Genomic DNA, 12,473 nt, shown 5'->3' on the forward strand with positions numbered 1-12,473 from the left:
AATTTTTGCACAATCTCTGCGGCGTGATTAAAAATTAGTCAGTAAATAAACGGTGGGATCGGTCGCATGCTCTCAACATTTCGGGTCGAAACCGCTAATTTGGGTGCAAAGCGATAATCCCGAGCAGGTTAGTGACATGAGTGATTCCGGTCGTCGGAAACCGCGGTTGGTGGCGGAGAAGAGGTACCCCGGAAAATCCGGCGCCCCTTCGGGCAAGACACCGCCCAAGAGCCGCAAACGCACGGCCCGGCCCAGCCGCAAACCGGTGCGGCGGGGGCCTGTCGGCTATCTGTCGATGATGCTGCGCTGGGTCTTCGGGCTGCTCTGGAAGGCGGCGGTGCGGGTGGCCGCGGTGATCGCCCTGCTGATCGGCGGCGGCGTGGCCTATTACTATTCCACCCTGCCCCCGGTGCAGGCGCTGCTTGACGGCCGGGCCCGCGGCTCCGTCACCATGCTCGACAACACCGGCGAGGTCTTTGCCTGGCGCGGCGAACAGTTCGGCGGCGCCATCGATGCCGAGACCGTCAGCCCGCATCTGCGCAACGCCGTGGTGGCCACCGAGGACCGCCGCTTCCATAACCACCTGGGAGTCTCGCCCCGCGGCGTGGCCAGCGCCATTCGCATCAACCTCAGCGAAGGGCGCGGGCCGCTGTCGGGCCACGGCGGCTCGACCATCACCCAGCAGACCGCCAAGCTGCTGTGCCTCGGCACCCCCTACAACGAAAAGGACTGGGAGAGCGAACGCGCCTACGAGGCCGATTGCCGCGAAAGCTCGCTCTGGCGCAAGATCAAGGAAGCGACCTATGCCATCGCCATGGAGGTCAAATATTCCAAGAACGAGATCCTGACGGTCTATCTCAATCGCGCCTTCCTCGGCGAAGGCTCGCGCGGATTCGAGGCCGCCAGCCAGCGCTACTTCGGCAAATCCGCCAATGAGGTGGAACCGGCCGAGGCGGCGATGCTGGCCGGGCTGCTGGTGGCGCCGTCGCGCTATGCGCCGACCAACGACCTCGAGCGGTCGCAGCGCCGCGCCGCGACGGTGATCCGGCTGATGGAGGAACAGGGCTATCTGGACAAGGCCGAGGCCGATCGCGCCCAGGCCAACCCGGCGGTGCTGTCCGAGGCGGCCGAGGCCGAAGCCGGCGGTTATTTCGCGGATTGGGTCATGGCGTCGGGCCCCGAGTTCTTTACCCGCAACACCACCGAGGACGTGATCATCCGCACCACGCTCGACCAGCGCATCCAGCGCGCGGCCGAAGAGGCGATGATCCAGATCTTCGAAAACAACGTGCGCGAAGGCTCCAAGGCCCAAGCCGCGATCGTGGTGATGTCGGCCGATGGCGCGGTGCGCGGCATGGTGGGCGGCCGCAGGACGCGGGTGTCGGGCGTCTTCAACCGCGCCACCCAGGCCCAGCGGCAGACCGGCTCGTCCTTCAAGCCCTTTGTCTATGCCACCGCCATGGAGATGGGTTATTCGCCCTTCGACAAGGTCCGCGACGAGCCGTTCTGCATGGACATTCCCGGGTCCGGCGAGTGGTGCCCGAAGAACTACACCAACGACTTCAAGGGCACGGTGACGCTGACCGAGGCGCTGAAGAACTCGCTCAACATCCCCGCCGTCAAGATTTCCGAGGCGCTGGGCCGTGACCTGGTGCAGAAGGTGGCGCGCGATTTCGGCATCGACAGCACCCTGGCCGACACGCCGGCGATGGCGCTGGGGGCCTCGGAATCGACGCTGATCGAGATGGTCGGCGCCTATGCCGGTATCCTCAACGGCGGCTCGGCGGTGACGCCTTATGGCCTGGTCGAGCTGAAGCTGCTGGGCGAGGACGTCCCGATGATGGACGCCACCGGCGGCATCGGCGAACGGGTGATCCAGAAGGAAGCCGCGCGCGCGCTGGTCTACATGATGGAAAAGGTGGTCTCGGAAGGCTCCGGCCGCCGCGCCGCCCTGCCGGACCGTCCGGCTGCGGGCAAGACCGGCACCACGCAAGCCGCGCGCGACGCCTGGTTCATCGGGTTCACCGCCGATTACGTCGCCGGCGTCTGGATGGGGTATGACGACAACACGCCGTTGACCGGCGTGACCGGCGGCGGGCTGCCGGCCGCGATCTGGCACGAGACCATGCGGCGGGTGCACGAAGGCCTGCCGGTGCGCGAGCTGCCGATGGATGTGCCGGCCGCCCCGGCGCCCGAGCCGCAACCCGAACAACAGCAGCCGCGCCGCCGGGCGCCGGCCGAGAACCTCGCCGAGACGGTGCTGCAACAGGTGCTGCGCGACCTGTTCGGCGGCAACTGAACCCGACAAACATAGCGGGCCGGCCCCTGACGGACCGGCCCTTGCTTTCCTCTTGCTCAAAATACCCTCGGGGGAGTCCGGCTCTGCCGGACGGGGGCAGAGCCCCCTGCCCCCGCAAGGCCTCAGATGCCGGTGTCGACGATGGCCTTGGCCAGCACGGGAACGGTGTGGGCGTTGAGCCCGGCGATGTTCATCCGGCTGTCGCCCACCATGTAGATCGCGTGATCCTCGCGCAGACGTTCGACCATCTCCGGGGTGGTGCCGAGGCGCGAGAACATGCCACGGTGTTCGGCGACAAAGCCGAAGCGGTCCGAGCCTGAGGCCGCCTGCAATTCCGCCGCCAGCTGCTCGCGCAGCTTGAGCATGCCCAGCCGGATGTCCTCCAGCTCGGACGCCCAGTCGGCGCGCAGATCGGGATCGGTCAGCACCAGCGTCACCAGCCGCGTGCCGTGATCCGGCGGGAAGGAGAAGTTCTGCCGGTTGAGGAAGGCCAGCGCGCCTTCGTGCGTGTCGCGCCGCGCCGCCTCCTGGCTGATCGCCAGGGCGAGGCCCGCGCGCTCGCGGTAGATGCCGAAGTTCTTCGAGCAGGAGGCCGCGATCAGCAGCTCGGGCACCGAAGAGGCCACCAGCCGGGTGCCCGCCGCATCCGCATCCAGGCCGTCGCCAAAGCCCTGATAGGCGATGTCGATCATCGGCGTCGCGCCGGTCTTCAAGAGCAGGTCGACCACCGCCTGCCATTGCGACATGTTCAGGTTGGCCCCGGTCGGGTTGTGGCAGCAGCCGTGCAGCAGCACCAGGTCGCCGGGTTGCGCCTCGGCCAGATCGGCCATCATGCCGTCGAAATCCACCGCCCGGGTCTCGCTGTCGAAATAGCGATAGGATTGCGTCGGCAGCCCCATAAACTTGAGGATCGACAGGTGGTTCGGCCAGGTCGGATCGGAGACCCAGACCCGCACGTCCGGGTTGGCCATCCGCGCCAGCTCGAAGCACTGGCGCACCGCGCCGGTGCCGCCGGGCGTCGCCGCGCCGGCGATTTTGTCGCTGGGCACCGCGTCGCCGAGGATCAGACCGGCCAGCGCATCGCGGTACGCCGGATCGCCGATCAGCCCGACATAGCTCTTGGTCTCTTCCTGCTCCCAGAGTTTCTTTTCCGCCGCCTTGATGGCGCGAAAGATCGGCGTCTTGCCGTCGGCATCCTTGTAGACGCCGACCCCGAGGTCGATCTTTTGCGGCCGGGGATCGTCGCGATAGAGCTTCATCAACTCGAGGATCTTGTCGGCGGGTTGATCGGTCAGATGTGACAGCATGGGCGTCAGGCCTCTCCAGTGGCAACGGGCACGGTGGGGAATTGCCCCCACTCGGCCCAGGAGCCGTCATAAAGCGAATGATCGGCCTTCCCCATGCGTTCCAGTGCCAGCGACAGGATCGCCGCCGTCACGCCGGACCCGCAGGAGGTAATGACCGGTTTGGACAGATCGACCCCCGCCGCCTCGAAGATGGCGCGGGTCTCGTCGGGTGATTTCATGGTGCCATCGGCATTCAGCAGGCTGGCGTAATGCACGTTGCGCGCGCCGGGGATATGGCCCGAGCGCAGCCCCTCGCGCGGCTCCGGCGTCTCGCCGGTAAAGCGCGTCGGGCTGCGGGCGTCGACGATGGCATGGGTGCCCAGCTTGGCCGCAGCGCTGACCTGGGTGACATCGCGCACGAGGCCGTTCTGCACCCGCACCGTCATGTGGCGGTCACGGATCACCGGCGCCATGTCCTCGATCTCGCGGCCCTCGGCCTGCCATTTCGGCAGACCGCCGTCGAGCACGGCGATATTGTCCTGGCCCATCAGCCGGAACAGCCACCAGACCCGCGCCGCCGAGAACAGGCCGGTGCTGTCATAGACCACCACCTGATGGCCGTCACCGACGCCCAGGCTGCGCATCCGGCTCATGAATTTCTCGACCGGCGGCACCATGTGCGGCAGGTCCGAACGGGCGTCGCTGATCTCGTCGATGTCGAAAAAACGCGCGCCGGGGATATGCCCGGCCTCGTATTCGGCACGGGCGTCACGGCCGGCGTCCGGCATGTGCCAGCTGGCATCCAGGATGCGAAGATCCGGATCCTTGAGATGTTGCGCCAACCAGTCGGTCGAGACCAGCGTTCCGGGATCGTCCTGCGCCATGAAGCCCCCTGAAAAATGCGATTGGCCCTTCCTATCCAAGCCCAGGGAAGGAGACAAGTGGGCTGTCCGGTCAGCCCCGCATCGCCCGCCGCCACAGTGCGGGCGCGGCGAGGGCGATGACCTGTCACCGCGCCGGCGTGCCGGGCGGCGCTGGCCTAGCCGTCCTTCAGCAACCTCTGTTTCTGCCGGTTCCAGTCGCGCTTGGCATCGGTCGCCCGCTTGTCGTAGTTCTTCTTGCCCTTGGCGATGCCGATCTTGAGCTTGGCCAGACCCTTGTGGTTGAAATAGAGCACCAGCGGCACCAGGGTCATGCCCTTGCGCTGGGTCTCGTTCCACAGCCGCGACAGCTCCTTCCGGGAGACCAGAAGCTTGCGGCGGCGGCGCTCTTCATGCGGAAACATCGCACGGTCGTAAGGCGCGATATAGGAGTTCACCAGCCAGAGCTCGCCATCCTCGACGGCGGCATAGCTCTCGGCGATATTGGCCGAGGTTTCGCGCAGGGATTTGACCTCGGAACCGGTGAGGATCATGCCGCATTCGACGTCATCGGCGATGGCATAATCGTAGCGGGCCCGGCGGTTTTCCGCGAGCACCTTGTAGTTCGGATCGGTCTGTTTCTTCTTGGCCATTGGACCTGACTATATCGGGCGGCGGGGCGTGTCCATCAAGGGCTTGATGGCAGACGGGTCAAACAGGAGCTGCGCACCCCGGAGCGCAAGTCGCGCGGTTGCCGATCGGCGGGGTGGCGCGCCGATCATCGCCGGTGCACCTTTGGCGCGACGGGGCGGGTCGGGCTACAGCGCCCGGTCCAGCGCCGCCTCCAAAGCCGCATCCTCGGCAATCGCCAAACGCACCGGCACGGTCAGCACCTTCTGCCGGAACTCCGCCGGCAAGCGCACCGCATCCTTCTCGGTGCAGACCAGCTGCGCCCCCTGCGCCGCCGCCTCCGCCTCGAGCCGCGCCATCAAGGCCGCGGTCAGCGGCTGGTGATCCTCCAGCGCCTCGCCGCGCCGCAGATCGGCGCCAAGCGCCCGCAGCGTGGCAAAGAACTTTTCCGGATGGCCGATCCCGGCAAAGGCCAGAACCGGCAGCCCCTGCCAGTCCATGCCGGTCTGCAAGGGCTCCAGCCGGCCGGTCACATGCGGCACGCTGATCGCCCCGCCCCAGGTGGCGCGAAACTCGGCCTGCGCCGCCGCCCCGCCAATCGACAGCAGCAGATCGGCGCGCGCCAGCCCCGCCGCCACCGGCTCGCGCAGCGGCCCCGCCGGCAGGCACCGCCCGTTGCCGAAGCCCTTGGCCGCATCCACCACCACCAGAGACAGGTCCTTGGCCAGCCCCGGGTTCTGGAACCCGTCGTCCATCACCAGAACATCGGCGCCGTCCGCCACCGCCAGCCGGGCGCCCGCCGCCCGGTCGCGCGCCACCACCACCGGCGCAAAGGCCGCAAGCAACAGCGGCTCATCGCCGACATCCGCCGCGCCGTGGCGCTTGGGATCGACCACGACCGGCCCTTCCAGCGCGCCGCCGTGGCCGCGCGACAGAACGACCGGTCGGCGCCCCCGCGCCCTCAGCCGCATCAGCAGGTCCATCGTCGTCGGCGTCTTGCCGGTGCCGCCGGCATTGAGGTTGCCGACGCAGATCACCGGCACCTCGGCGCGCAGATCGGGCGCCCGCGCCACCCGCCGCGCCGTCGCCCGCGCGGTCAGCGCGCCGAGCGGCGCCAGCGCGCGCGCCGCCAGAGCCAGCCGGTCCGGCGGGGTAAACCAGAAGCCGGGCGCGCGCATCAGGTCACCTCGGCCAGGTCGAGCGCGTCCTGGATCAGATCCATGATCCGGTCCGACACCTGCGCACCCTCCGACACGATCTCCCAGGCGGCCAGCGACATCGCCGCCGCCCGGTCGGGGGCCACCAGCTGCTTGAGCGCCGTGGTCAGCGTGTCGGTGTCGCGCACGATTCGCGCCGCACCGGCCTCGGCCAGGCGCGAATAGGCGTGCAGATGCCGGCCGATGTTGGGGCCGTAGAGGATCGCCGAGCCCAGCGCCGCCGGCTCGAACGGATCGCAGCCGCCATGCCCGGCCACCAGCGACGAGGCCATGAAGGAGATCGGCGACAGCCGATACCACAGGCCCATCTCGCCGTAGGTGTCGGCGAGATGCACCTCGGTTGTCTCGTCGGGAAACTCGCTGTCGGACCAGCGGGTGAAACTCATGCCGCCGCGCTCCATCCGTCTTGCCATGTCATCGCCCATCTCGGGCTTGTCCGGCACGATGATCAACAGCAGCCGATGCGCCCAGGACGAGACCGCGCGATGGGCGCGCAATACCGTGGTCAGCTCTTCCGGCTGCACCATCGCCGCCAGCCAGACCGGCCGGGTGCCGATGGCGGAGCGCATATCGGCCAGGTCGGTCTGGTTGCAGCCGATCGCGGCGCTGCCCTCTTGCAGCGGTCCGGTGATGGTCAGGTCTTCCTCGGCCATGCCGAGCTTGCGCAGCCGCCGTGCGGCATTGGCGTCCGAGGCCATGACCGCGGTGAAATATTCCAGCAGCACCGGCGCCGGGTCGGGCAGCAGCGGCACCGGACGGGTGTCGAACCCGTCCTCGCGTGCATCCACCAGGTACAGCGCCAGCCCGGCCTCGGCCACCGTCACCACATGCGAGGTCACCAGATCGCCACAGGTCCACAGGCAGAGCTCGGGCCGCCAATGCGCCAGAAACTCGCGCATGTCCTCGGGGTGCAGGCCGGGGGCCGGCACCATGATGATCTGTTTCTTCAACCGTTTCGGCCCGGTCACGCCGGGGGCCAGGGTGACCAGCACGTAGGCATTCGACCGCTGCGAGATCAACCGCGCGGCCAGCTGCATGATGGCCGAGATGCGCTCGCCACGTGTGGCATGGACCCAGACCAGAAGCCCCGGCGGCCGGGGCGGATAGATCCTGTCCTGCCGCTCGCGGCGGCGGGCCCAGGCCATATGGGCCTGAACGGTCAGGGGGCGCGGCTGATCTGTCAGTTTTCAACCTCTTCGGTCGGCGAGCCTTCGGCCTCTTCGTCCAGCATCCGGTGCAGATGCGAAATGAAATAGCGCATGTGGGCATTGTCCACCGTGCGCTGGGCCTCGGCCTTCCAGGCATTGTAGGCGGTCTGGTAATCGGGGAAAATTCCCACGACATGGATGTCGTCGACGTTCTTGAAGGTGGTTCCCGAGGGATCGACAAGCTCGCCGCCAAAGACAAGGTGCAGACGCTGGGTCATTCAGGGTTCCTCTTGGCCGGTGATGTGCCCCAGAACCTACCGCCGCAGGGGCCGGGGTCAAGGTGCCGGGATCTCGCCCTCCGCCGGCGCCGCAAACCGGCTCCAGCCCCGAACCTTCCCGCCATGCCTCGCCCCCTCCCGCCCAGCGCGCCGGGGGCTCGCGCCGCGTTGCATGCCGTTTCAGCCCGCGCCCCCGGGGCCACGAGGACCCGGGGCAGACCCGGGTCGGGTCTCTCGGGCGGCCCCTGTGCCCGCCGCGCGCACCACCGTGGCCAGTTCGGCGAGCTGTGCCGCCAGCGGCGAGGTCTTGCGCCAGATCATGCCGATGGTGCGCGAGGGCCGGACCTCGGTGAAAGCCGAGACCGCGACATCGGCCGATCGGGTCTCGACCGCGACCGCCATCTCGGGGATCAGCGTCACGCCGATGCCGGCGCCCACCATCTGCACCAGCGTGGTCAGCGACGAGCCGTCCAGCCCATCGCGCGACAGCGCCGAGCGGATGTTGCAGAAGCTGAGCGCCTGATCGCGGAAGCAATGCCCCTCTTCCAGCAGCAAGAGCCGCATCTCGCGCAGTTTTTCGCGGTCTGGCACAGGCTTGTCCGCATCCGCCCGGGGCCGCACCAGCATGAAATCCTCATCGAACAGCGCCACCTCGGTCAACCCGCTTTCCGAGATCGGCAGGGCAACGATGGCGCAATCGATCCGGCCGCCGGTCAGCTCGTCGATCAGCGTCTCGGTCAGAGTCTCGCGGATGTGCAGGTCGATGCCGGGATACCCCCGGGTCAGCGCGGCGATCACCCGGGGCAGCAGATAGGGCGCGACGGTGGGGATCACCCCGATCCTGAGCCGCCCGATCAGACGCCCGCGCGTCGCCCGCGCCATCTCGCCCAGTTCGTCCACCGCGCCGAGGATCTCGCGCACCCTGGGCGCCAGCGCCTCGCCGAAGCCGGTCAGCCGCGCCTGCCGGGTGCCGCGCTCGAAGAGCGGCGCCCCGAGAATTTCCTCCATGTCCTTGATCTGCACCGACAAGGCCGGCTGTGACACCGAACAGGCTGCCGCCGCCTGGCCGAAATGGCCGTGCCGTGCCAGCGCCTCGAAATAGCGCAATTGTCTCAGGGTCAGATTGATCATAAGATTTAATTATCACAACGATCCGTAAATACAATTTTCTTGTATCGAAATCCTTTGTTAGCCTCGCGTCAGACCAGCCGGATTCGCCGCGTGGCGCAAACCGGTTGGGTGCCTGACAAGCAAGTCACGACAGCCAATCATGGGAGACAAGGACATGGACGGTAACGATATGGGCAAATGCCCGGTGATGCATGGCAGCAGCCCGGCCGGGCGCCGCTCGCGCGACTGGTGGCCGAACGCGCTCAACCTCGACATCCTGCATCAGCACGATGCCAAGGTGAATCCGATGCCCAAGGATTTCGACTATCGCGAAGAGCTGAAAAAGCTCGATGTCGACGCCTTGAAAAAGGACGTCGAAGCGCTCCTGACCGACAGCCAGGACTGGTGGCCGGCGGACTGGGGCCACTATGGCGGGCTGATGGTGCGGATGGCCTGGCACTCGGCCGGTTCCTATCGCCTCTCTGACGGTCGCGGCGGTGGCAACACCGGTAACCAGCGTTTTGCGCCGCTCAATTCCTGGCCCGACAACGTCAGCCTCGACAAGGCACGCCGCCTGCTCTGGCCGATCAAGAAGAAATACGGCAACAGGATCTCCTGGGCCGACCTGATGATCCTCGCCGGCAACATGGCTTATGAATCCATGGGCCTGAAGACCTTTGGCTTTGCCTTCGGCCGCGAGGACATCTGGCACCCCGAGAACGATGTTTTCTGGGGCGAGGAAAAGGAATGGCTGGCGCCGTCGGACGAACGCTACGGCGATATCGAAGATCCGGGCACCATGACCGGCCCGCTGGCGGCGGTGCAGATGGGGCTGATCTACGTCAATCCCGAGGGCGTCAACGGCAACCCCGATCCGGCGCGCAGCGCGCTGCATGTGCGGGAAACCTTTGCCCGCATGGCGATGAACGACGAGGAAACCGCGGCGCTGACCGCCGGCGGCCACTCGATCGGCAAGGCACATGGCGCAGGCGACGCCTCGACCCTCGGACCGGACCCGGAAGCGGCCGGCGTCGAGGCGCAGGGCTTTGGCTGGGTCAACCAGAACCAGGGCGGCAAGGCGTCGAACGCCATCTCTTCGGGGATCGAGGGGGCCTGGACCGCCGATCCCACCAAATTCGACATGGGCTATTTCGACATGCTCTTCGGCTACAAGTGGGAGCTGACCGAATCCCCCGCCGGGGCAAAGCAGTGGAAGCCGGTGGACATCCGCGAAGAGGACATGCCGGTCGATGCCTCGGACCCGTCCAAGCGCACCATGCCGATGATGACCGATGCCGACATGGCAATGAAGGTTGACCCGATCTACAACGAGATCTGCCAGAAGTTCATGGCCGATCCCGAGTATTTCAAGGACACCTTCGCCCGCGCCTGGTTCAAGCTGACCCACCGCGACATGGGCCCCAAGGTGCGCTACATCGGGCCCGATGTGCCGCAGGAAGACCTGATCTGGCAGGACCCGATCCCCGCCGGCGCGACCGATTATGACGTCGCGGCGCTGAAAGCCAGCATCGCCGACAGCGGATTGTCGGTCTCGGAGCTGGTCTCGACAGCCTGGGACGCCGCGCGCACCTACCGCGGCTCGGACCTGCGCGGCGGCGCCAATGGCGCGCGCATCCGCTTTGCGCCGCAGAAGGACTGGCAAGGCAACGAGCCGGAGCGTCTGGCCCGGGTGCTGGACACGCTCGCGCCGCTGGCCAAGGACGCCGGGGCCTCGCTCGCGGACGCCATCGTTCTGGGCGGCAATGTCGGGATCGAAAAGGCCATCGCCGCCGCCGGCCTGACCGTCGACGTGCCCTTTGCCCCGGGCCGGGGCGATGCCAGCGAAGCGATGACCGACGCCGAGAGCTTCAATCCGCTGGAGCCCTTCGCCGATGGCTATCGCAACTGGCTGAAGGAGGATCTCGGGGTGCCGCCCGAGGAGCTTCTGGTCGACCGCAGCCAGCTTCTCGGCCTGACCGCGCCGGAGATGACCGTGCTGGTCGGCGGCATGCGGATGCTGGGCACCAACCACGGCGGCAGCAAGCACGGGGTGTTCACCGACCGCGAAGGCGCGCTGGTTCAAGACTTCTTTGTCAACCTGACCGACATGTCGAACCGCTGGGAGAAGAAGGACGACGGCTCCTATGCGATCATCGACCGCAAGACCGGCGAAGAGAAATGGACCGCCACCCGGCTCGATCTGGTCTTCGGGTCAAACTCGATCCTGCGGGCCTATTGCGAACTGTATGCCCAGGACGACCACGCCGAGAAATTCGCGCGTGACTTCGTCGCGGCCTGGACCAAGGTAATGAACGCCGACCGCTTCGACCTCGAAGCGGCGGCCTGAGCCAAGACGCGCGTCGCCCGTGCAAGCCCCGGACGGCGCGCCCCGAAACCCTCGCGTCCCGGACCCCGCTCCGGGACCGCGCGCCCGGAACCAAGAGGCCCCGGGTCAGGCCCGGGGCGCGAAGATGCTCCCCTGTTTGCTGGAAAACCGTAGCCGCCTCACCGCGCCGCGTGACCGTCTGCGCAGCGTCCTTGCCGCAAACCACCCGTCCCGGACCCCGCTCCGGGACCGCGCGCCCGGAACCAAGGGGCCCCGGGTCGGGCCCGGGGCGCGGGGGCGAACGGGTCACACCCCGTAGTAGTCCCGATACCAGTCCACAAAAGCCGCGACGCCGGCTGTCACGTCGGTCTGCGGGCGGTGCCCGGTCAGGGTCTGCAACAGCGAGGCGTCGGCCCAGGTGGCGGGCACGTCGCCGGGCTGCATCTCCATGTAGTTGCGCCTGGCCTTCTGCCCGATGGCCGCTTCGATCGCCTCGATGAAAGCCAGAAGCTGCACCGGCTCGGAATTGCCGATGTTCACCACCCGGAACGGCGCCACCGGCGACAGGCTGTCGCCATCGGCCACGACGCCATCCCCGGGCCGTTCCGGCACCGCATCGATCAGCAGGCGGATACCTTGGACCAGATCGTCGATATAGGTGAAATCACGGCGCATGTCGCCGTGGTTGTAGACGTCGATCGCCTCGCCGTTCAGGATCGCCTTGGTGAACTTGAACAGCGCCATGTCCGGCCGCCCCCAGGGCCCGTAGACGGTGAAGAAGCGGAACATGGTGATCGGCAGGTCGTAGAGATGGGCATAAGAATGGCCCATCGCCTCGTTCGCCTTCTTGGTGGCGGCGTAAAACGACATCTGGGTATCGGCCTTGTGCCCCTCGGCATAAGGCATCTCGGTATTGGCGCCATAGACCGAAGAAGTCGAGGCCATCAAAAGATGCGCGCAGGGCGTAGCGCGCACCGCTTCCAGCAGCTTGAAGGTGCCGATCAGGTTGGCCTCGACATAGCTCTGCGGGTTGTCGATGGAATAACGCACCCCGGCCTGGGCGGCGAGATGCACGATCACATCCGGCCGCTCCGCCGCGATCAGCTCTTGCAGCACCCCGTCGCGCTCGATCCGGTCGGTGACGGCGCGAAACCCCGGGGCCTGCAACAGCATCGCCTGCCGGCGCTGCTTCAGCGTGACGTCGTAGTAATCGGTCATCGCGTCGAGGCCGATGACCTCGTAGCCATCGGCGAGTAGCCGCTGGCACAGATGAAAGCCGATGAAGCCGGCCGAGCCGGTGACCAGCGCCTTGGGCATGG

The 12,473-nt window shown here is 67.2% G+C and carries 10 protein-coding genes; 2 read left to right on the plus strand and 8 right to left on the minus strand.

Going from position 1 to position 12,473, the window contains the following annotated elements; all coding sequences use genetic code 11:
* Positions 1-136: 136 nt before the first annotated feature.
* On the plus strand, positions 137-2,299 hold the full coding sequence (locus tag BMW90_RS07325) for a transglycosylase domain-containing protein (RefSeq protein ID WP_170850521.1): 2,163 nt from the start codon (positions 137-139) through the stop codon (positions 2,297-2,299).
* Between the two features lie 122 nt (positions 2,300-2,421).
* On the opposite strand, the gene BMW90_RS07330 is transcribed toward BMW90_RS07325, so the two are convergent.
* The 7 genes from BMW90_RS07330 to BMW90_RS07360 all read right to left on the minus strand — a co-directional run bounded on the left by BMW90_RS07330 (position 2,422) and on the right by BMW90_RS07360 (position 8,849).
* Positions 2,422-3,606: an amino acid aminotransferase gene (locus BMW90_RS07330; RefSeq protein ID WP_074835854.1), complete on the minus strand. Its 1,185-nt coding sequence runs from the start codon at positions 3,604-3,606 to the stop codon at positions 2,422-2,424.
* Between the two features lie 5 nt (positions 3,607-3,611).
* Entirely contained in the window at positions 3,612-4,469 is an 858-nt protein-coding gene (sseA, locus tag BMW90_RS07335; RefSeq protein WP_048533114.1) for a 3-mercaptopyruvate sulfurtransferase, read from the minus strand.
* 155 nt (positions 4,470-4,624) lie between these two features.
* Complete coding sequence (smpB, locus tag BMW90_RS07340) at positions 4,625-5,098, minus strand: SsrA-binding protein SmpB (RefSeq protein ID WP_074835856.1); 474 nt, start codon at positions 5,096-5,098, stop codon at positions 4,625-4,627.
* Between the two features lie 165 nt (positions 5,099-5,263).
* Positions 5,264-6,253: a tetraacyldisaccharide 4'-kinase gene (gene lpxK, locus BMW90_RS07345; protein ID WP_074835857.1), complete on the minus strand. Its 990-nt coding sequence runs from the start codon at positions 6,251-6,253 to the stop codon at positions 5,264-5,266.
* A complete protein-coding gene (locus BMW90_RS07350; RefSeq protein ID WP_074835859.1) occupies positions 6,253-7,437 on the minus strand; it encodes a 3-deoxy-D-manno-octulosonic acid transferase in 1,185 nt (394 codons plus the stop codon). The genes lpxK and BMW90_RS07350 overlap by 1 nt, the downstream gene beginning before the upstream one ends.
* 35 nt (positions 7,438-7,472) lie before the next feature.
* The gene (locus BMW90_RS07355; RefSeq protein ID WP_048533120.1) at positions 7,473-7,718 is read right to left on the minus strand and encodes a DUF4170 domain-containing protein; all 246 of its coding nucleotides are present in this window, start codon (positions 7,716-7,718) and stop codon (positions 7,473-7,475) included.
* Positions 7,719-7,898: 180 nt separating this feature from the next.
* On the minus strand, positions 7,899-8,849 hold the full coding sequence (locus tag BMW90_RS07360) for a hydrogen peroxide-inducible genes activator (RefSeq protein ID WP_074835860.1): 951 nt from the start codon (positions 8,847-8,849) through the stop codon (positions 7,899-7,901).
* Between the two features lie 154 nt (positions 8,850-9,003).
* Between BMW90_RS07360 and katG the strand changes: the two genes are divergently transcribed.
* Positions 9,004-11,175, plus strand: coding sequence for a catalase/peroxidase HPI (gene katG, locus BMW90_RS07365; protein ID WP_139211253.1), 2,172 nt, complete (start codon positions 9,004-9,006; stop codon positions 11,173-11,175).
* A gap of 285 nt (positions 11,176-11,460) precedes the next feature.
* On the opposite strand, the gene BMW90_RS07370 is transcribed toward katG, so the two are convergent.
* A complete protein-coding gene (locus BMW90_RS07370; RefSeq protein ID WP_074835863.1) occupies positions 11,461-12,471 on the minus strand; it encodes an NAD-dependent epimerase/dehydratase family protein in 1,011 nt (336 codons plus the stop codon).
* Between the last annotated feature and the right edge of the window lie 2 nt (positions 12,472-12,473).

Origin of the sequence: Marinovum algicola (assembly GCF_900109145.1) — a bacterium.
Taxonomy (GTDB): Bacteria; Pseudomonadota; Alphaproteobacteria; order Rhodobacterales; family Rhodobacteraceae; genus Marinovum; species Marinovum algicola.

Excerpts from the sequence above, each read along its gene's own strand:
- BMW90_RS07325 (WP_170850521.1), top strand. The coding sequence starts at position 137 with ATGAGTGATTCCGGTCGTCGGAAACCGCGGTTGGTGGCGGAGAAGAGG.
- BMW90_RS07360 (WP_074835860.1), bottom strand. The coding sequence starts at position 8,849 with ATGATCAATCTGACCCTGAGACAATTGCGCTATTTCGAGGCGCTGGCA.
- katG (WP_139211253.1), top strand. The coding sequence starts at position 9,004 with ATGGACGGTAACGATATGGGCAAATGCCCGGTGATGCATGGCAGCAGC.
- sseA (WP_048533114.1), bottom strand. The coding sequence starts at position 4,469 with ATGGCGCAGGACGATCCCGGAACGCTGGTCTCGACCGACTGGTTGGCG.
- lpxK (WP_074835857.1), bottom strand. The coding sequence starts at position 6,253 with ATGCGCGCGCCCGGCTTCTGGTTTACCCCGCCGGACCGGCTGGCTCTG.
- BMW90_RS07330 (WP_074835854.1), bottom strand. The coding sequence starts at position 3,606 with ATGCTGTCACATCTGACCGATCAACCCGCCGACAAGATCCTCGAGTTG.
- BMW90_RS07370 (WP_074835863.1), bottom strand. The coding sequence starts at position 12,471 with ATGCCCAAGGCGCTGGTCACCGGCTCGGCCGGCTTCATCGGCTTTCAT.
- smpB (WP_074835856.1), bottom strand. The coding sequence starts at position 5,098 with ATGGCCAAGAAGAAACAGACCGATCCGAACTACAAGGTGCTCGCGGAA.
- BMW90_RS07355 (WP_048533120.1), bottom strand. The coding sequence starts at position 7,718 with ATGACCCAGCGTCTGCACCTTGTCTTTGGCGGCGAGCTTGTCGATCCC.
- BMW90_RS07350 (WP_074835859.1), bottom strand. The coding sequence starts at position 7,437 with ATGGCCTGGGCCCGCCGCCGCGAGCGGCAGGACAGGATCTATCCGCCC.